Annotated in this window: 17 protein-coding genes; 1 reads left to right on the top strand and 16 read right to left on the bottom strand. The window is 60.1% G+C overall.

The genetic code is table 11. From position 1 onward, the window contains the following. Nucleotides 1–2: 2 nt before the first annotated feature. Nucleotides 3–269 (top strand): hypothetical protein, encoded by a 267-nt coding sequence (locus CHU70_RS05835; protein ID WP_070429274.1) that lies wholly within the window; start codon nt 3–5, stop codon nt 267–269. Here CHU70_RS05835 and rfbA read toward each other — a convergent pair. The 16 genes from rfbA to CHU70_RS05755 all read right to left on the bottom strand — a co-directional run bounded on the left by rfbA (nt 266) and on the right by CHU70_RS05755 (nt 18,586). Beyond that, nucleotides 266–1,141, bottom strand: coding sequence for a glucose-1-phosphate thymidylyltransferase RfbA (gene rfbA, locus CHU70_RS05830; protein ID WP_070603557.1), 876 nt, complete (start codon nt 1,139–1,141; stop codon nt 266–268). The two genes, CHU70_RS05835 and rfbA, sit on opposite strands and share 4 nt — an antisense overlap. Nucleotides 1,142–1,161: 20 nt before the next feature. Further along, nucleotides 1,162–1,851: a dTDP-4-dehydrorhamnose 3,5-epimerase family protein gene (locus CHU70_RS05825; RefSeq protein WP_147719180.1), complete on the bottom strand. Its 690-nt coding sequence runs from the start codon at nt 1,849–1,851 to the stop codon at nt 1,162–1,164. Nucleotides 1,852–1,954: 103 nt separating this feature from the next. Then, nucleotides 1,955–2,947 carry a dTDP-glucose 4,6-dehydratase gene (gene rfbB, locus CHU70_RS05820; RefSeq protein WP_147719181.1) on the bottom strand — a complete coding sequence of 331 codons (993 nt, stop codon included), beginning with the start codon at nt 2,945–2,947 and terminating at the stop codon, nt 1,955–1,957. A gap of 52 nt (nt 2,948–2,999) precedes the next feature. Further along, a complete protein-coding gene (ccsB, locus tag CHU70_RS05815) occupies nt 3,000–4,010 on the bottom strand; it encodes a c-type cytochrome biogenesis protein CcsB (protein WP_016421998.1) in 1,011 nt (336 codons plus the stop codon). A 172-nt stretch (nt 4,011–4,182) separates the two neighbouring features. Next, entirely contained in the window at nt 4,183–5,871 is a 1,689-nt protein-coding gene (locus CHU70_RS05810; RefSeq protein ID WP_147719182.1) for a cytochrome c biogenesis protein ResB, read from the bottom strand. Between the two features lie 14 nt (nt 5,872–5,885). Beyond that, nucleotides 5,886–6,746 (bottom strand): cytochrome c biogenesis CcdA family protein, encoded by an 861-nt coding sequence (locus tag CHU70_RS05805; protein ID WP_187269750.1) that lies wholly within the window; start codon nt 6,744–6,746, stop codon nt 5,886–5,888. A 23-nt stretch (nt 6,747–6,769) separates the two neighbouring features. After that, nucleotides 6,770–7,384, bottom strand: a complete 615-nt coding sequence (locus CHU70_RS05800; protein WP_016421995.1) for a TlpA disulfide reductase family protein — start codon at nt 7,382–7,384, stop codon at nt 6,770–6,772. A 55-nt stretch (nt 7,385–7,439) separates the two neighbouring features. Then, on the bottom strand, nt 7,440–8,150 hold the full coding sequence (locus CHU70_RS05795) for a histidine phosphatase family protein (protein ID WP_083324575.1): 711 nt from the start codon (nt 8,148–8,150) through the stop codon (nt 7,440–7,442). Nucleotides 8,151–8,157: 7 nt separating this feature from the next. Next, nucleotides 8,158–9,504 carry a glutamate-1-semialdehyde 2,1-aminomutase gene (hemL, locus tag CHU70_RS05790; protein ID WP_049190552.1) on the bottom strand — a complete coding sequence of 449 codons (1,347 nt, stop codon included), beginning with the start codon at nt 9,502–9,504 and terminating at the stop codon, nt 8,158–8,160. Between the two features lie 35 nt (nt 9,505–9,539). After that, nucleotides 9,540–12,131: a cation-translocating P-type ATPase gene (locus CHU70_RS05785; protein WP_147719184.1), complete on the bottom strand. Its 2,592-nt coding sequence runs from the start codon at nt 12,129–12,131 to the stop codon at nt 9,540–9,542. Nucleotides 12,132–12,150: 19 nt separating this feature from the next. Further along, nucleotides 12,151–12,531, bottom strand: coding sequence for a hypothetical protein (locus CHU70_RS05780; protein WP_147719185.1), 381 nt, complete (start codon nt 12,529–12,531; stop codon nt 12,151–12,153). Beyond that, nucleotides 12,528–13,172 (bottom strand): sugar porter family MFS transporter, encoded by a 645-nt coding sequence (locus tag CHU70_RS05775; RefSeq protein ID WP_147719186.1) that lies wholly within the window; start codon nt 13,170–13,172, stop codon nt 12,528–12,530. Before CHU70_RS05775 ends, CHU70_RS05780 begins: the two co-directional genes overlap by 4 nt. Before the next feature lie 45 nt (nt 13,173–13,217). Then, the gene (gene hemB, locus CHU70_RS05770; protein ID WP_070438168.1) at nt 13,218–14,276 is read right to left on the bottom strand and encodes a porphobilinogen synthase; all 1,059 of its coding nucleotides are present in this window, start codon (nt 14,274–14,276) and stop codon (nt 13,218–13,220) included. Between the two features lie 47 nt (nt 14,277–14,323). Next, nucleotides 14,324–15,991, bottom strand: coding sequence for a bifunctional uroporphyrinogen-III C-methyltransferase/uroporphyrinogen-III synthase (locus tag CHU70_RS05765; protein ID WP_147719187.1), 1,668 nt, complete (start codon nt 15,989–15,991; stop codon nt 14,324–14,326). Between the two features lie 204 nt (nt 15,992–16,195). Then, complete coding sequence (gene hemC / locus CHU70_RS05760) at nt 16,196–17,128, bottom strand: hydroxymethylbilane synthase (RefSeq protein ID WP_070851779.1); 933 nt, start codon at nt 17,126–17,128, stop codon at nt 16,196–16,198. A 15-nt stretch (nt 17,129–17,143) separates the two neighbouring features. Further along, nucleotides 17,144–18,586 (bottom strand): glutamyl-tRNA reductase, encoded by a 1,443-nt coding sequence (locus CHU70_RS05755; protein WP_083327083.1) that lies wholly within the window; start codon nt 18,584–18,586, stop codon nt 17,144–17,146. Nucleotides 18,587–18,666: the final 80 nt, after the last annotated feature.

Here is an 18,666-nt window from a genome sequence, read left to right as displayed (position 1 = left end):
ACATGGGTCGGCTCATTCTGCTGCTGTTCATCATCCTTGTCGTAGTCATGCTGTGGAAGGCATTTGGTCCCGGCAGTCGCGGCAACGGCATGCGACGTATTTCCGCTCCGCAACCGGAACCCCGTCCGCTCGCTCCCGACGATGATCCGGAGTTCCTCTGGAAGCTCAAGAAGGCCGAATTCGATCGCCGTAAACGTGAGCAGGAGCTACAGGAGCGGCGCGAACGGGAGCAGGACGACAACCTCGATAATCCCGGCGAAACTGACTAAACGTCCTTGCCACGCAGCAACAACTGCTGTAGATATTCCCCGTAGCCACTGGCGCTGAGGGCGTCGGCACGCGCGCTAAGCGCAGCATCGTCAATGAATCCCATGCGCCACGCCACCTCTTCCGGCGAGCCAATCTTTAGCCCCTGCCGCTGCTCAATCGTGCGCACGAAATCACCCGCGGCCATCAGATTGTCCACCGTGCCCGTGTCCAGCCATGCCGTGCCGCGCGGCAGCACCTCTACCTGCAGTTTCCCGCGCTCCAAGTAGGCGCGGTTAACATCCGTGATTTCCAATTCGCCGCGTGACGACGGTTGCAGCGAGCGAGCTATCTCAACAACCTCGGCGTCATAAAAGTACAAACCAGGCACCGCGAAATGGCTGCGTGGTTTCTTCGGTTTCTCCTGGATCGCCACGGCTTTGCCGCTTTGGTCGAAGTCCACGACTCCATAGGCTGTGGGATCTGCGACCCAGTAGGCGAAGATCGCTCCGCCATCGACGTCATGGAAGCGGCGCAGCTGCGTGCCCAAGCCAGCACCGTAAAAGATGTTGTCGCCGAGGATGAGCGCAACGGAGTCATCGCCGATGTGGTCCGCACCGATGATGAACGCTTCAGCGAGACCACGGGGCTCGTCTTGGGTGGCAAAGGTGAGGTTGAGGCCCCACTGCGAGCCGTCGCCAAGCAAGCGTTCAAACTGCGGGGCATCATGTGGCGTGGTGATGACGAGGATGTCCCTGATTCCCGCTAGCATCAGCGTGCTCAGCGGGTAGTAGATCATCGGCTTGTCATAGACGGGAACCAGCTGCTTGCTTACGCCAAGTGTGATGGGAAACAGCCGAGAGCCCGTACCACCTGCGAGGATGATGCCCTTCATAGTGCTCGCGCCTTTCTGCCTTACTGCCCGGCCGCTTCGTTGGCGATTGCCCACTCGTCGCGAGCCATGTTCTCAAGATCCTTGCAGTCAAACTCACTGGGGAGCTTATTGCCCTCGGCCTCGAACTGCTCGATAGTCGGAGCCTTCTGATCGCGCTCGGAGAGAATCATGTCCGCGTCGGTGAGACCACCCTTGGCCAGCAGCGCAGCCAGGTCAATTCCGAGAGTCGGGTCCTGGATGCTAACAGCGCGTTCAGCCTCCGGGTTGTAGCCGGTGGAAGTGAGGTAGGTGAGCACGGAGTCGTCGGCAAGCGAGACGAAACCATGTCCGATGCCGTTGGGCAGATAGACCACGCGGCGGGTCGTGCTGTCGAGCTCGAAGACCTCAACCTTGCCGAATGTGTCAGAGCCGCGACGCAGGTCAACCGCAATGTCGAGGATGTGGCCTACGGGGCACGTAACCAGCTTCGCCTGGCCGGGATGACCGTCTAGAGCGGTGCTGACGTCGGCGAAGTGAAGGCCACGGACAACGCCAGCGGCGGAGACACTCATGTTGGCCTGCTCCGGAAAGAACGGGTAGCCCGTGGCCTCGGCGAATGCGTCGAGGCGATACCACTCGTGGAAACTACCGCGGCTGTCGCCGTGGATGACCGGCTCGAAGGTGAAAACGCCGTCGATGGAAGTGGGCTGGAATGTGCTCTTAGGGCTCATGGGTAACAAGTGTAGACGCGGCGCCCGGGCTGAGGCTGTGGCACGCGTTTAGTGTGCACTGAGTGTGCGTTGGGAGTGCGCTAGGTGTGCCCCGACAGACGAACTACAACTCCTGCTCGCGCTCAGCGTAGCCAGCCTCAGCGGCATCGTAGGCCGCGGCCCACCAGGACTCGTTGGCGCGATACCAGTCGATGGTCTCGGCGAGGCCTGCGGAAAAGTCTTGGTAACGCGGTTGCCAGCCGAGGGTACGGATGGATGCGGGATCAATTGCATATCGACGGTCATGTCCCGGCCGGTCAGTGACATGAACGAAGTCAGTGCGCGCGCGACCGAAGCCCTCCAGGATGTCGCCGACCACGTCGAGGTTGGAACGCTCACCATCGGCACCAATGAGGTAGGTCTCCCCCACCTCGCCGGAATCCAAGATTGCCCAGACCGCGTCATTGTGGTCATCGACGTGAATCCAGTCCCGAACATTCTCGCCAGTGCCGTACACGCGAGGGCTACGACCGCGCAGCAGACCACAAATCTGCCGGGGAATCAGTTTCTCGGGATGCTGCCTAGGACCGTAGTTGTTCGAGCAGTTACTAATCGTCGCAGCCAGCCCGAAGCTGCGCACCCACGCCCGGACAAAGTGGTCCGCTGAAGCCTTGGAGGCCGAGTAGGGGCTGGAGGGTTTGTACGCGGTGGCCGTCGTAAAGCGTGCTGAGTCGTCGAGAGCGAGATCGCCGAAGACCTCATCAGTGGAGATGTGGTGAAGGCGGACGTCGTGGGTGGCGCAAGCCTTGGCCAGATTCACGGTGCCCATGACATTAGTGGTGACGAAGGGATCGGCATCCACCAGCGAATTGTCGTTATGGCTCTCTGCGGCGAAGTGGACGACCACGTCGAAGCGGGGCACGAGGCGATCGATCAGCTCCGCGTCACGAACATCGCCGCGGATAATTTCACAGTCCGCGCCATCCAAGCTCGCAGGGTTCGCGGCATAGGTGAAAGCGTCCAGCACCGTGACATTCACATCGGGCCGTGTAGCCAGAGTGCGGAGAACGAAGTTGGAACCAATAAAGCCGGCACCACCGGTGACGAGAACGCGCATGGAAGCGATTCTAGTTCACCCGGCGATGCCGGCTTTGTACAAGTGTGAAGACTTAGTTCAGACCAGCGTAGGAGTGCAGGCCCGAAACCACCTGGTTGATGAAGAAGAGGTTGAACACCATGGTGGCAAAACCGAAGATGTTGATCCACGCGGCCTTGGTATTACGCCAACCCGAAGTCGCGCGAGCGTGCAGGTACAGGGCGTAGATAATCCAGGTAATCAGCGCCGTGGTCTCCTTCGGGTCCCAGCCCCAGTAACGACCCCATGCGGACTCGGCCCAGATAGCGCCCAGCACAATGCCCAGACCGAACAGTGGGAAGGACCAAATAGCGGTGCGGTAAGCAATCGCATCCAGCTTTTGAGCATCCGGCAGCGGCGCGACCAGTTTGCCCAGGAAGCCCTTTTCCTTGCCCTCGCGGTTGTACATCCGCAGCATGTAGAGAATCGAGGCAACACCGGAAATCAGTGCGATACTGCACCCGATAGAAATAATCGAGACGTGAACCGGAATCCAAATCGACTGCAGTGCCGGCACCACCGGAGCAGCCTCAACATATAGGTTCTTACCACCGTAAAACATCAGCGCCAGAATCGGAGCCAACAGCCACGGCCAGAACACACGCATGGTTTCACGATGCAGTACGCCAGCTGCAATTGCCATAGCAAAGAGGATTGAAACTGATACGTACTCGTAGAGGTTGCCCCACGGGAAACGCTGCACGGCCAGGCCACGCAGCAGCACCGATGCAAAGTGCACGGCCACCCCGACGTAAATCAGCATTTCCGTCACAACGCCGAGTCGGTTCGTCAGCACCTGGTTCTTAGGCTCGCTTGCCGACGACTTCGTCGCCGACTCCCCCGAGTCAGCAACACTAGCGGTGGTAGCTCCCTCACCCGCACCGGCGGCTACCAGCTCGCGTTCCGCAACCTGGCTTTTCGCTTCAGCGGCCGCGATACGACGACTGTAGTAGGCAATGGAAATAACAAAGGCCACAAGATAAAAGGCGAAGGCCGTGAAGTACGACCAGTCCGAAAACTGCGCCAGTGTCTTATTGACGAGCATGTACTTGGCTCCAAAGTGTGGAATTAGCGGAATACTTCTTCAAACCCTAGTACTAAAGCAGGACTAAGCAAAAGGGGACCGGGGACACGGGGGACGCAAAAATGCGCGGAGGCGCAATTCTCGCCCCCGCGCATTCGCCCTGCAGTAATGATGGACCAGACTTAGTGGTCAGTTAGCTTTTGTCCTTGTCGTCCGCGCTCTCGTCGGTCGCAGCATTGTTGTCAGCAGCATCCTCGTCATCACTGTCACGTTCCAGGATGTCATCTACGATGTACTGGAACTCCTCGCCCCAACCTGCCTTGTCGGTGCGGGCAAGGCCACCGAACTCAACGCGAGTGCGGCCATCTTCCAGCGGGAACATGCGCACCCAAACACGTCGGCGCTTAATGCCCAACGAAAGAACCATGCCAGCCAATGCGGACACAGTCGCCACCAGCACCCAGAACTGCGTGGGATCGTGCGAAACCTGCAAGTTGACGAATTCCTTCGCACCGAGGAATTCAATCTTGGTGCCGTCGGCAAGCTCGGTGGATTCGCCCTGTTTGAGGTTGACACGGGCTTCCTTAGCCAGCTGACCCGAGTGCATCAGATCGCGGTCGAGGGAAAACAGCCCCTGCGAACGACCGGTGTCCAAGCCCGCGTCGCCGCGGTAGATGTCGACAGCCACGGCCGGGTCTTGCATCGCCGGGTAAGAGGACTGCAGCAGAGCACCCTTTTCACCAGTAAACTCCGCGGTCGGAGCGAACAGTCCCTCGATTGCAATCTGGTTCTGGCGGCGCTCGAACAAGTCCGGGTACATGCCCGCTGGTGGGTCGAAGCGCAGCGCCCCAGAGGACAGGAAGAAGGTCGGGTCATCCGGGCGGAACTGGACAATCGACGTACGCGACTCACCATTCGGCCAGGTCACCTTGAACGCAGGCGCAAAGCCGTGCCCCTGCAGGTAGACGCGGTCACCGGCGATGCGCAGAGGGTGGTTGACCTGCAGCGTGGTCTTCTCCCACTCATCGACCGGCTTACGCATATCCTCCTCTTCTGCGAATCGGATGTGCGAGGTAAACATCTTGGCCTGGCCGTTCGGCAGGTAATCGGCGGCAAAGTCCTCCACCTGAATACAGAACGGGTTCAGAGTCGTACCGTCGAAGGTGTTGCCCGAGCGCAGCGAGTCATAGTTCGCCGCAGCGGTGTTACAGAACGGAACGCCCACCGCGCTGTTGACGTTGTCGTCAGAAATTTCGGTGCCGGTGTTGGTCAGCAAAATGACCTGGCCCTCGTAATAAATCATGCGGCCCAAGCCGACGATGATGATCAGCAGCGCAATGCCCAGGTGGAATACCAGGTTGCCGAGCTCACGCAGGTAGCCCTTCTCCGCGGAAAAGGAGCGTGCCCCGGCGCGGTCTTCATCTGCTGGGGTTTCGGTCAACGCCCACTTGTTCAGGCGCTCACGCACCCGCTCAGAAACCTCGTCCGCGGAAGCATCGACCACGGCTTCGTCGTGAAGCGGAAGACGCGCCAACCGTTTCGGTGCCCTGGCCGGCGGTGTCTTCATGGCCTTGTAGTGGTCGATGGTGCGCGGAATAATGCAGCCGACCAGGGAAATCAGCAATAACGCCACGATGGCGACGAACCAGACGGACGAGAAGACATCGAAAAGCTGCAGCTTATCCATGATCTCGGCGGTCTTGCCGTTGGCGGCAAGATACTGGTCGACCTTGTCCTTATTCAGCGAGCGCTGCGGCAACAGTGCGCCGGGAACCGCTGCGAAAGCGAGGATGAACAGCAGAATCAGCGCCGTGCGCATGCTGGTCAACCAATTCCAGACCTGCTGGAAGGGCTGTCGTACCTTATTCCAATTCACCGACATTGAAAAATCTTTCACTAAATTGGCGTTACCGTATCAGTAATAAAAGCGGCCTGAACCCAGGCAACAAAAACATCCCACAGTCCCGTGACCAGGGCAATTCCGACCAGCACCAGCGCCACACCACCGATGAGCTGAATGGTTCGCGAGTGCTTACGCAGGAAGTCCACTCCACGCATCGCACGTGCCGACCCCAGCGCCACCAAAATGAACGGCAGCCCCAGCCCCAGGCAGTAAGCGATAATCAGCGCCACTCCCCTGGCCGCAGTCATGCCCTGTGTACCTGCGGACACCGAAATAATTGCAGTCAGCGTCGGGCCCAGACACGGCGTCCACCCCAGCGCGAACACCGCGCCGAGCAGTGGCGCTCCCAGCCACGTGGTCCAGCGCTTCGGCGCCATACGGGTGTCTTTCTGCAGCGCTGGCACCATGCCCATGAAGGCAAGTCCCATCACGATGGTCACCACGCCACCAACAATCGTCAGCGTGCGCGCCTGCAAACGCAACGTGGACACGAGCCCGAAAATCGAGGCCGACCCCAGCACGAAAATGACAGTAAAGCCCAACACGAACAGCAACGCGGCGAGGCCGACGCGGGCAGTCGAGGAACGCTGGCCACGGCCTCCATCGCCGTTATGCTTATCGACGGCGGTTGCGTCCGCAACTCCCGTCGTCACGCCATTGCCCTGCGCCCCCGAGGCTCCGGAAATACCGGTGAGATACGAGACGTAACCGGGCACGAGCGGAATGACGCACGGGCTGGCAAACGAGACGAGACCAGCCAGCGCAGCAGCGAGCAGGCCTAATAGGATGGGACCGCCGGTGGCGGCGTCGGCGAACTGCTGGCCGATGCCATCGGCAAGATAAATCGTGTCCATGGCAAGAGTTCCCATGCTGGGGCCTAGCCCTCCGCCTTCACTTCATTAACAGCCTTCATCAGCATGGTGTGATCGACCTCGCGGAGGAAGACCTTGGCCGGGCGGTGCTGCTTGTCCAGAATGATGGTTGTCGGAATCACCGAAGCCGGGATGCCGCCGAGTGCGCTGGCGTTGACGAAGGCCGGGTCATAGATGGACGGGTAGGTGATGCCGTTGTCCTTCACAAAGTCGATGGGAGCCTGGCGGACATTGTCGCGGACGTTGATGCCGAGAACGGTGCCGATACCTTGCTCTTCCATCTGTTCCTGGACATACTGCAGGTCATCCGATTCGGATCGGCACGGTGCGCACCACTGCCCCCAGGCGTTTAGGACCACAATCTGGTCCTTGAAGTCATCGAGGGAGATTTTCTTGTCGTCGTCCTCTAGAGAAGGACCGAACACCTTGCCGACCGGTTTGCGCTCCTCGGGTGCGTAGTCAATGATCTGCTGACCCCCTGGAGAAACAAACTCGAACTGACCGCCGACGGCAACGGCATCGTGTCCCACTGAATCTCCGGGGTTACATGCTGCGAGCGACAGAGACAGAGTTGCTGCCGCTAGCGTTGCTGCAATTCGGGACGATGAGACCTTGGCCACTTGGGGTGCCACCTTCCGGGGGTCAGTGAAACTTCAACAAAACTATTTATTCACCTTACAGGTGACCGGCCGGTTCACTGTAGCGCACGTCGACAATGGTGTCGCCGACGAAGACCAAGGAGGTCACGCTGGCCAGATCGCACTGCCTAGTTGCCGGGTTGTGGGCGAGCTTCAAGTACCGCGCACGACGCTGAGCTGCAATGATGCACAGCTGGTGTGTCACCAGCACCGCTTCCGCTCCCTCGGCGGCCTCGCGGGCTCGCTCGATGGCGTGGAACATACGGTCCGCGATCTCCTCGTAGGGCTCGCCCCAGCTGGGCACGCTCGGACGACGCAGTCGTGGCCAGTACTTCGGATTCCACAGTGCGGAGTCAATGCCCTTGATGTGCAAACCCTCAAAGGAGTTGCCAGCCTCCAGCAAATCTTCATCCAGGGTCGGCTTCATGCCGATTACCTCGGTGAAGGGCCGTGAGGTTTCCTGCGTGCGCTGCAGCGGAGAGCAGGCGAAGTAGCGGATGTCGTGGCCTTCGAAGGACGCGGCCGTGGCCGCTGCCTGACGCTGACCGCGCTCAGACAGGTGCCAGCCGGGCAGGCGACCGTAGAGAATCTTATCCGGGTTATAAACCTCGCCGTGGCGGACGAGATGTACGACCGTGGTCTTGGCGTGCTTTGTTGCACGCTTAGACGCCTGGTTTTCCGGCGGTGTCGGCTGCGATTCCTGCTGTGCTGCCTGCTGCTCGGCCTGCGAATTGGTCTTGTTCGGCACGTGTCACCTACTCCGGCTTGGCGGTTGCCGCCGCCTCGGCCGCGCGGGCTGCTGCACGCTCGATAATCTCGAAGTCGGCGTCGGTCAGCGCAGCGGAGACGAACCAGGTCTCGTAGCAAGAAGCCGGCGGGTAGACACCATTGGCCAGTAGGGCGTGGAAGAAAGCCGGGTAGCGGAAAGTATCCGCTGCCTGCATCTGCTCAAAGTTATGGCCCTCGCCCTCGGCGAAGCGTGGCGAGAGCATCGTGCCCGCACGCTGAATGTGGTGGGCCACGCCCTGCTTGGTCAGGGCGTCGGACAGAATCGTGGCCAGGCGATCTGCATTGGCTGCGACGGTGTCATAGACATCCTTCGTGGCATTCTCCAGGTTGGCCAGGCCAGCTGCCATAGCGACCGGGTTACCGGAGAGTGTGCCTGCCTGGTACACCGGACCGTTCGGAGCCAAGTACTCCATGACGTCGCGGCGACCACCGAAGGCAGCTGCCGGCAGACCACCGGAGACGACCTTGCCGAAGGTGGTCAGGTCACCGGCCACACCATCAATGCCGTACCAGCCGTTGTAGGAAGCGCGGAAGCCAGTCATGACCTCATCGAGAATCAGCAGTGCGCCGTCTGCGTGGCAGACTTCCTTCAACTTCGCGTTGAAGTTGTCCTGCGGTGCGACGGTACCCATGTTGCCCGCTGCCGCCTCAGTGATGACACAGGCAATCTCGCCCGGGTTCTCAGCGAATGCGGCCTTGACGGCCTCAATGTCGTTATAAGGAACAACAATGGTGTCGGCAGCCGATGCACCGGTGACACCCGGCGAATCCGGCAGACCAAAAGTAGCGACACCGGAACCGGCCGATGCCAGCAGCGCGTCCACGTGACCGTGGTAGCAGCCGGCGAACTTGATGATCTTGGAACGGCCAGTGAAACCGCGAGCCAGGCGTACTGCGGACATAGTGGCCTCAGTGCCGGAGTTGACCAGACGCACCTCATCTACCGACGTGCGCTCAACGATGTGACGAGCCAGGTCGGTCTCAGCCGTCGTCGGAGCGCCGAAAGACAAACCGCGAGTGGCGGCGCTCTGAACGGCCTCCACCACTGCCGGGTGCGCGTGGCCCAGAATCATTGGACCCCACGAGCAGACCAAGTCCACATATTCGTTACCATCAACATCCACGAGACGAGAGCCCGCGGCGTGGTCAATGAAACGTGGGGTGCCACCGACGGAACCGAAGGCGCGGACCGGCGAGTTCACGCCACCCGGCGTCACTGCCTGAGCCTGCGTAAAGAACTCTGCCGAACGATCGGTGAGCTCAACGTTTTCTGGGACATGAGGAGCATTAATGTCTTGAGTCACGGTGACCATCGTAGACGGCCACTCGGATGAAGAGCTACCCTGCCCTACCAACGTCCCAGCTTCACCCTGAATAGATGCTTGCGGCGAGAGGACACTCGACGGGATCGCCAGTCGATCCACAAGCTGGAGAAAATCATCAAAAGCGATGCCAGCAGCGGGTGAATCATACCGGTCATACCCAGCAGGATGACCGCAACGTTGTAGAACCACGCAAAGTAGATGTTGGAGTCCATCATCCGCACCACAGCACGTGCGATTTCAATGGCCTCCGGAATCGACAACACGTTGTTCCGCAGTGCCACGACATCGGCGTAATCAACATCAAGATTCTGATTGCCTTCGGTGTTGTCCATCAAAACACCCACGTCAGCGGCACGCAGAGAGTCCCGGATGTCCTTGTCGCCAACCATCACGACAGTCTCGCCGTCACTGTGGACCGAACGCACCGCAATGGCCTTGCGGGAGGCAATGATGCCCGCGAATACTCGTGAGATATTCAGCCGGTCAGCAAAACGACGGGCTACTGGATACGGATCTCGCGTGATCATCATGGTGTCCACGCCCATATCCTCAAGCTGGTCAATGCTCTCGACCGCATCGGGCTTAATGTCCTCACCAATGGTGATGACACCACGGACCTTGCCACGCCACGACACCACCATCGGAGTACCGCCACTGAGCGCAGCCACGGCCATTTTCTCGCTGAGTGCAGTGAGATCACGCGGACGCCAAACACGCCCCTCAACAAAGCGCATCTCCAACTTGTCGTCCGAGTCCTTCACCGGGATCTCTACCTGGCCAACGAACGCACCGTCTTCCGCAATTGCGACGTGTACAGTCTCAATCCAGTGCGGCACCTCACCACCGCCGGAACCGGCGTCGCGGGATACACGGCACGCGCGCACGATTGCCGCTGATGCCGGGTGGTTGCTCTCCATCATGAGAGCGCCCGCCACACGCAGAACCAAATCCGGATTTTCATTGCGCTCAGCGGCGACACCGAGCACGTGGGTGTCACCCTCGGTCAGGGTTCCAACCCGGTTAAAAATCACCACATTGGCGGTAGCCAACTTCCGGAAAGTCTCATTGCCACGAATCAAGATTCCGTTACTAGCACCGGCCAGAATCCCGATGCGCTGCACGGTCGACGTAGACATTGCCAATGCCACCGGCGCGATGCCCGAGAGCATGGCCAGCGCCACCGCGAGGGCACCGCTCATCGTGCCCGTCGCCAGCCACCAGCCGCAAAATGCCACACCCGCCAACGACAGCGTCCACGGCACCAGCTCTGATGCCGAGTGCACTGCGGTCTGGTGCATCACCGTTTCTTCTCGAACCGCTTGACGCAGCCAGCGCGCTATCGACGACGCCCGAGTCTTGAAACCGGTGCGCTCCACGCGCACCTTGAGCTCCGAATCCAGGTTGATTGCGCCGGCCCAAACCTTGGAGTTGACCTTGACTTTCTGCGGTTCAACGCCAATACCGAGTAGCTGTGCATCCATCGTGGACGCACCACCGATGACTGAGCCATCGACCGGAATCACCGAGTGCGGTGGAACCACGATGTCATCACCGATATTGAGCTCCGCGACCGTCACCTCCACCCGTTTCGGCTCCGCGGATTTGGCGCTCTTGCGCACGACTGTCACGTTTCGCTCAGCTGGAATGCGCAGGTTGCGCAAAATCTGTCCAGTACGCACCTTGTTGTAGCGCGTAAACATACGGCCTGTTAGCAACAGCACGGTCAGGCCGCAAGCAACGTCGAAAAACACCTCTGCCGAGGCGCTTTCCCGATAGTTGAAAGCAAACCACGTGGGCGCAGTGGTATATCCAATCTGTCCCGCGGGGCCAAAGATAAGCTGCGCCAGCGACCACAGCCACGCGAGCAGAATGGCAATGGAGCTCGCCCCATCCAGCGCCGACATCCGCCGACGCAGGGACGCCGCCATTGCCCGGTGGAACGGCCAGCCACCCCACCACGCCACAATCGTGGTCAGCACAAGGCACATCCACTGCCAGCCCGGGAACTGCCAGTTGACGTTCAACGACGTCACCAGCACTGGAATCGATAAGAACAGGCTTCCCCAAAAGCGCTGCTTGGTCACCAGTTCACGCGCCGTGAACAGTACCTCCGCACCGCCGCCGCTTCGGCGCAACGCCGCTTCACGACGGCGAATGCGCTCCTCCTCATTCTGTTGAGCGGCAGCCGGAACAGCGGGACGGCGATGTTGCGACACATCCAGCCGAGTTGCACGACGACGAAGCGTGCTGCGCGTGAGGTACGACTCAATCCCAACTTCGCGGAGAGCTTCGATGAACTGATTCGGATCGATGGTATCGGGCGCTGTAATCCACGCGCGTCCGGGCTTGTAGACCACCGAGGCCGTAACATCTGGAAAGGATTCTAAAACATGCTCAGCACGCTCAGCACTCTCGGCGTTTTCCAAGTTTTCCAGGATGAGTGCGAAAGCTGTGTTGGACTGGCCTCTGCGGTGTGCAAGCCGCTGATGGGCACTTTCTTCATCGATGTCCTGACGGCTTCGTGGCAATGCCTTACGAGCAGCGACCTTGGCATCCACAATCGCCTGTTCAACGCGATTGTCCAGAGAGAAATCAAACTCACCGGTGTCACTCATGGCCTTTGAAACTTTCCGTCTAATCCTGTGGCTGGTTGGCGCGCGTGAGCGCTAATTCACGATAGAGCAACAGTAGTCCACACGCCATCGCCAGGCTGGGCGCGATAACCCATACAGTCAGCGCGCCGGCCATAATGGCAAAGAACATGGTGAGAGCCGTGACAATCACCATGATGAGCAGGCAGTTCCGGGAGAGTTTGAACTCAGTGGCCGTCGGCAAGCAGCCGCTACCAATGAGCGAGCAGACCAGCGTCACACCGGCGACGATGTAGATGTCGCGGCCAACGGCGGCGGGAGCCTGCGAGTAGTCGCCGGTGACCAGTATCAAGCTCAGGACAATCTGGGCGATGAGCGCGACGAAAAGCACCCACTGCCAGGGCCGACTCGGCAGGGACATCATTGCTTGGACTCCTCAGGCTGCTTGGTCTGCTTGGGCTGTGACTGGTCCAGCTGCTGTTGCTGCTTTGTATCAGCGCCATACTTCGACGCTCCCGGCAGATGCGATTTCGGCGCGGACGGAGTCCACGGTTTCGAGGGGCGCTGATGATCGAAGTAGTCCTTGGACTCCTTCGAGGCGGCGAGCACCAGGCCAGCTACCGCGGCAGTGGCAGAGGCGATTCGCACAATTCCGCTGATAAGAACGAGGGATGCTGGCACTCCCGATTCTGAAGCCGTAGAAGAGAAGAAGGACATCAGCGCCGACAGCGCCAGGTAAAGTGAGCCGATAACCAGCACGGTGCGAGCACCTTCACTCCCCTTGCGCATTCGCTCGATGATGGCGAAGAACGCGATGCAAAGCCCCACTGCGAAAAAGAACGCGATAACGATACTCGCCTTCATGGCGGCATCAATCTGGCCCTCGCTGAAACCCGGGAAATTCTCCTTAGCGGTTGAGGGGCTCATCAGCATTTCCGGATGCAGCCAGTAGGTCACCGTGGCTACTGCAGCGAGGAGCAGCTGCATCACGGCCGTAACCCGCCACGCCTGCCTAGCTCCCTCGACCTGCTCGGGAATTGCGGGCTTCTTCTCTTCTTTAGTCATCCGTCCACTTCTCGATACTTATTACTGCACGTTCACTCCAGCGGATTAGAACTGGGCACGCAGCTTCTTCGCCAAGTCCACCGCTGCGTAGGTCAAAATCTGCTCCGCACCGGCACGGCGAATGCTCAGTACTGCTTCCATCATCGCAGCATCCAGGTCAATCCACCCGTTGGCGGCAGCGGCGTGAATCATCGCGTACTCACCAGAGACCTGGTAGGCGGCAACCGGCACCGGCGACATATCCGCGACCTCACGCAGAATGTCCAGGTAGCTCATGGCCGGCTTTACCATCACCATGTCCGCGCCCTCGTCAACGTCGAGCTGCACTTCGAGCAGGGACTCACGACGATTTGCAGGATCCTGCTGGTAGGTACGGCGATCACCCTGCAGCGAGCTGCCCACGGCTTCACGGAATGGACCGTAGAAGGCGGAGGCATACTTTGCCGAGTACGCCATGATGGAGACATCCTCATGGCCAGCGGCGTCCAGGCCCTCACGAATGGCGGCAATCTGGCCGTCCATCATGCCCGACGGGGACACGATATGTGCACCGGCGTCGGCTTGGGCAACGGCCATCTTGACGTAGTTAATCAGCGTGCGGTCATTCTCAACGACCGTGTTGCCGAAGCGGTCCGTGCCCAGTACGCCACAGTGGCCGTGGTCAGTGAACTCATCCAGACAGGTGTCGGCCATGATCAGAATGTCATTCCCGAACTCGTCGCGGAGACGACGCAGAGCGCGGTTGAGAACGCCCTCCGGATTCCAGGATTCAGAGCCCTCGCCGTCCTTATCCGCATCGAGCGGGACACCGAAGAGGTCAACCGCCGAGATACCTGCCTCAACAGCCTCGCGCACAGCTTCCACCAGGGAGTCTTCGGTGTGCTGCACTACCCCGGGCAGGGAGCTGATTGGCTTTGGCTCATCAATCCCATCTGCGACAAACATGGGAAGGATGAGATTCTTCGGAGTCAGTGTCGTCTCTGCCGTCATCGCACGCATCACCGGGTTGGTGCGCAGCCTGCGTGGGCGACGAATCGGGAGAGGAAATCCAAACTGTTCGAGATCGATTTCGCGGGATGATTCAGAAGCTCCAGATGTAGTCATAAAGACAACCTTAATCAAAACGCGAACTCGCCCCGATTCGCCCTGGCTTAGGCCTTGGTTTTACGCGAACGACGACGCTTTTTGCGCGGCGGTGGCAGTTGCCCTGCAGCCCGCAATTGCGCAACATGCTCTGCCAGCGCGTCCACCAGCTCCGGGATGCTTGCACGCTCCGGCACGACATCTACACGCAGACCGTACTCGCGAGCCGTGGCTGCGGCCATCGGCCCGATGCAGGCAATGATGGTGCGAGCATGCGGCTTACCCGCGATGCCGACCAGGTTCTTCACCGTCGACCCCGAGGTAAAGCACACTGCGTCGAAGCCACCGGACTTAATCATGTCGCGGATGTCCGCACTCGGTGGCGCTGCCCGCACGGTACGGTAAGCGACCACATCATCGACTTCCCAGCCCAGGTCAATCAGACCGTCGACAAGCACGTCGGTGCCGATGTCGGCGCGTGGCAGCAATACGCGGTTGACCGGATCGAGATCCTCGATGTACTCCGGGAACACGTCGACGATGCCCGCGGCGTTCTGACGAGTGTCGTCCGGAAGCAGCTCCGGGGTAATGCCGAGATCACGGATGGCAGCAGCGGTGCGATGACCGACGGCTGCGATGCGGACTCCAGCGAACGAGCGAGCGTCCAAGCCGAATGCCTGGAACTTCTCCCACACTGCGGTAACAGCGTTGACGGAAGTGAAAACAACCCACTGGTAACGGCCGTCGACAAGCCCCTTGATGGCGCGTTCCATCTGCGCTGGGCTACGTGGTGGCTCGATTGAGATGGTCGGGACCTCAATCGGGATGGCGCCGTGCCCAACGAGACGAGCACTCATCGGCCCTGCCTGCGCCTTGGCGCGTGGGACCAGCACCTTCCATCCGTAGAGGGCCCGGTTTTCCCACCACGAGTACTTCGAGCGATTGTCCACGCCCTTGCCAAGTGTGACCACCAGCGGACCGGTCAGGTCTCCCGAGAGCTGTGCCAAGGTGCCCAGCGTGACATCGTAGGTGCGCTGCAGCCGAGTCGTACCGTTGACAGTCACCGACACTGGCAACGACGACGGCAGACCGCGTTCACCGAGTTCGGAGGCAATAGCGGACAGGTCATCCTGCACAGCCTGCAGCACCAGCGGCTGCGGTGCCTGTGCCAGCTCGTCCCAGTCCACATCGGCGCGACCGAGATCGGTCTCCGTGTACGTCGAGCCCAACGCGATACCGGCAAATGCCGGGACGGTGGAGGGCACGGACATACCAGGGACGATCTGGAACTCAACCTCGGCGTGCGAGACCTCGTTGATTTCGGCCAGCAGCGAATCGTTGGTCAGCGGATTTCCGGCCACCAAACGCACTACATCATTGCCTTTGGCTGCTTCTTCGACGAGCAGGGCGGCCATCTTCTTGGGATCGTCGATAGGCTCGCGCAAATCTGCAGCGGTCGGCGGTGCCGGGCGCGGCGGCTTACGACGAGATCCCTTGGCCTTGGCGGCGGCGCACATGCGCTCGTACTCTTCCTCGGCTTCCTTCAGCAGCTCGGGAGGAACAGGCACATCGGTTGCGACGAGCTCTCGAACCCCCGGCATGACATCGGCGTCGACGTAGGCGATAGCGGTGTCTGCGAGAATCTCACGGGCGCGAAGCGTCAGCAGGTCGGGATTTCCAGGACCAGCGCCGACGAACAGGATGCGTCCCGTTGCTGAGGGGAGGGAGGTGTTCATCGTTGCGGAGTGATTTCTTTTCTATTGGTTGTTCACTTTTCGTGCCGATGAGTCTCTAAGGAAGAAAGCGGACATGCGCCAACGCATGTGAGGGGCAGGTAGACACCTGAATCTCACATGCGAGCACACGAAGGAAACCCTTATCCCAACGGCATGCATACAGGCCTATTAGCATAAAGGGTTTGAGCCAAATTAACTAACCGGCTACTTTTGAGATTCCCGCAGGGTATCGCCCATTACCTCATGAGCACCCCGTTCAAGCAGGGCCGCCGCAACCTTCCGGCCAAGCTCATCGGCCTTATCCACGGTTGCGGTAGCGGTCTCGAGCAACTGGCGCGATCCGTCGACTGCGAACACCCCCGCCCGCAGGGTGAGTTCACCGCTATCGCTCACGGTTGCGTAGGCCGCAACCGGGGCGGTGCAGCCTGCTTCCAGCTCATTGAGTACAGCGCGCTCAGCGACAGCGCGGGCATGGGACACCGGGTGGTCAATCTTCCGCAGAATATCCACAATTTCGCGGTCAGCAGTGCGGCACTCCAGCGCCAGGGCGCCCTGGGCCGGGGCCGGCATGAGGACGTCCACGTCCAGGGATTCCGCAATCTCTCCGAGGCGCCCCGTACGCTCCAGTCCGGCGCGAGCCAGAATGACAGCGTCCAGGTCCTCAGAGACGCGCCCCATGCGGGTTTCGATGTTTCCACGCAGTGGTACAAGTTCCAGGTCGGAGCGCAGCGCACGCAGCTGAGAGACACGACGCGGCGCGGAGGTACCCACTCGAGCACCCTCAGGCAGGTCCATCAGCGGCGTGGCATCGCGGGAAATCAGCGCCTCTCGCGGGTCGACGCGCTCCGGCACGGCTGCGACCATCATGTCGTCTTCCGGCAACGTGGGCAGATCTTTAAACGAGTGCACGATAATGTCGCACACCCCCTCGCGGAGTGCATGACGCAGCGCCTGGGTAAAGACACCGATACCAATCTTTTCCACCGGGTCGTGGCGGTTATGGTCACCGGCGGTCTTTACAATCACCAGCTCTGCAGGCTGCCCCAGCTCAATCAGTGCATCACGGACGTGGCCGGCCTGTGTCGTGGCCAGTTCCGAGCCCCTGGTACCGATACGAATAGTCGCTGGGTCAGGCATGTTTCCCTCCGGGTGTTAATTTTTGGTGGTTTCAGCAACGCCTTCAATGATGGCACTACTGTCAAGACCATACTGCTCAAATCCCTGCATCCGCCCAATTCGGCCCTCTACCATGAGATCTGCGGGGATATCGGTGTCAGCATACAGGCCAGAGGGGGTAGATAGGGGCAGGTCGAAGAGCTTCTGCAGCGCAAGTGCGTAGTTGCCACCACCCTGCTGGCTAGAAAGCTTCTTGACCTGCACCGTTGGCGCATGCAAGAGCTTATCGACGACGCGGCGAACCGTGGACTCGACTTCGAGACGTTCCTTCTGCGTAAGACCTGGTGTCTTCGCCTCCAGGCGAGCGAGCTCAGCCGCCGCCACATCTGCCGCACGCTCACGCAGAGCGCGAACAGTCGGTGCTACCTCGCTTGCACGCTGCGCCGTGAGGTAGGACTCCAACTCTTCGGCCACAATGTCGCGCGCTGCAGCCTCATCATCACGGCCCGGGACCTCCGTGCGGGTCATCTGCAGCAATTCGATGTTGAATAGTGCAATCCCCTCAAGCCCGGAGACATCCTCCGCAACGTCGCGAGGCATAGACAGGTCGACGATGGCGAGCGGGCCGTGGTCGATGACATCAGCAGCTGAAACGACGGGAGTCATGGCCCCAGTGGCGCTGACGAGAATGTCCACATCATCGAGGACATCGGCGAAATCATGTAACGCAATAGCAGTAGCGGGGATGCCCGCTTCGATGGAGTGGTTGGCCAGGTTCTGCGCCCTGTCAACGGTGCGGTTGGCAATAATCAGACGGTCAATACCGCAGCGCCCCAGGTAGCTAGCGGCCAGCGAACTCATCGCACCGGCGCCGAGGATAAGAGCCGAACGTCCGGCCAGGATATCGGTACCCTCAGCGACGTCAACACCAGAGTTGAATCCGGGTTGCAGTGCAGCAACTGCCTCGTCGATGGCCACGGAGACCATCGAAGCACCAGCGTTATCAATCAGAGTTTCACTGTGCACGCGCTTACCCGTGTGCAGCGCCTTCTGTGCCAAGTCATGCAACATGCGACCGACTGTGCCGGCTTCGTCCGCTTCCTGGTAGGCATTGCGAATCTGACCGATAATCTGCTGTTCGCCCAGCACCATCGAGTCGAGACCAGCACACACCGAAAAAGCATGCTCCGCCGCAGCCTGTGCATACCGGACATAGAGGTGCGGCGTCAGTTCATCGAGTTCGAGCCCAGTACGACCGACAATTTCACGGACCACAGCCGATAGCCCAGAGTGGAAGCCGTTGGCCACCACGTAGTACTCAACGCGGTTACAGGTCGACAACAGCATCGCTTCACTGATTGCTTCATCCGCGATCAGACGGGCCAAAATGGCCTCTCGCTCAGTTTCACCGACAGAGACCTTTTCAAGAAGGGTCACCGGTGCAGACCGGTACGACATTCCGACGAGAAGCACACTCACCGCTCAATCACCGCTCTATTGCTCCTTCACAGTCCCCGCTACGGGCTTTTTCACACAGCTATGACTGTTAACGCTAGACA

It is taken from the genome of Corynebacterium sp. LK10 (assembly GCF_008042455.1).
Classification (GTDB): domain Bacteria; phylum Actinomycetota; class Actinomycetes; order Mycobacteriales; family Mycobacteriaceae; genus Corynebacterium; species Corynebacterium jeikeium_D.
Note: the sequence above shows the minus strand (reverse complement) of the source record. Positions and strands in the feature narration are given on the sequence as shown.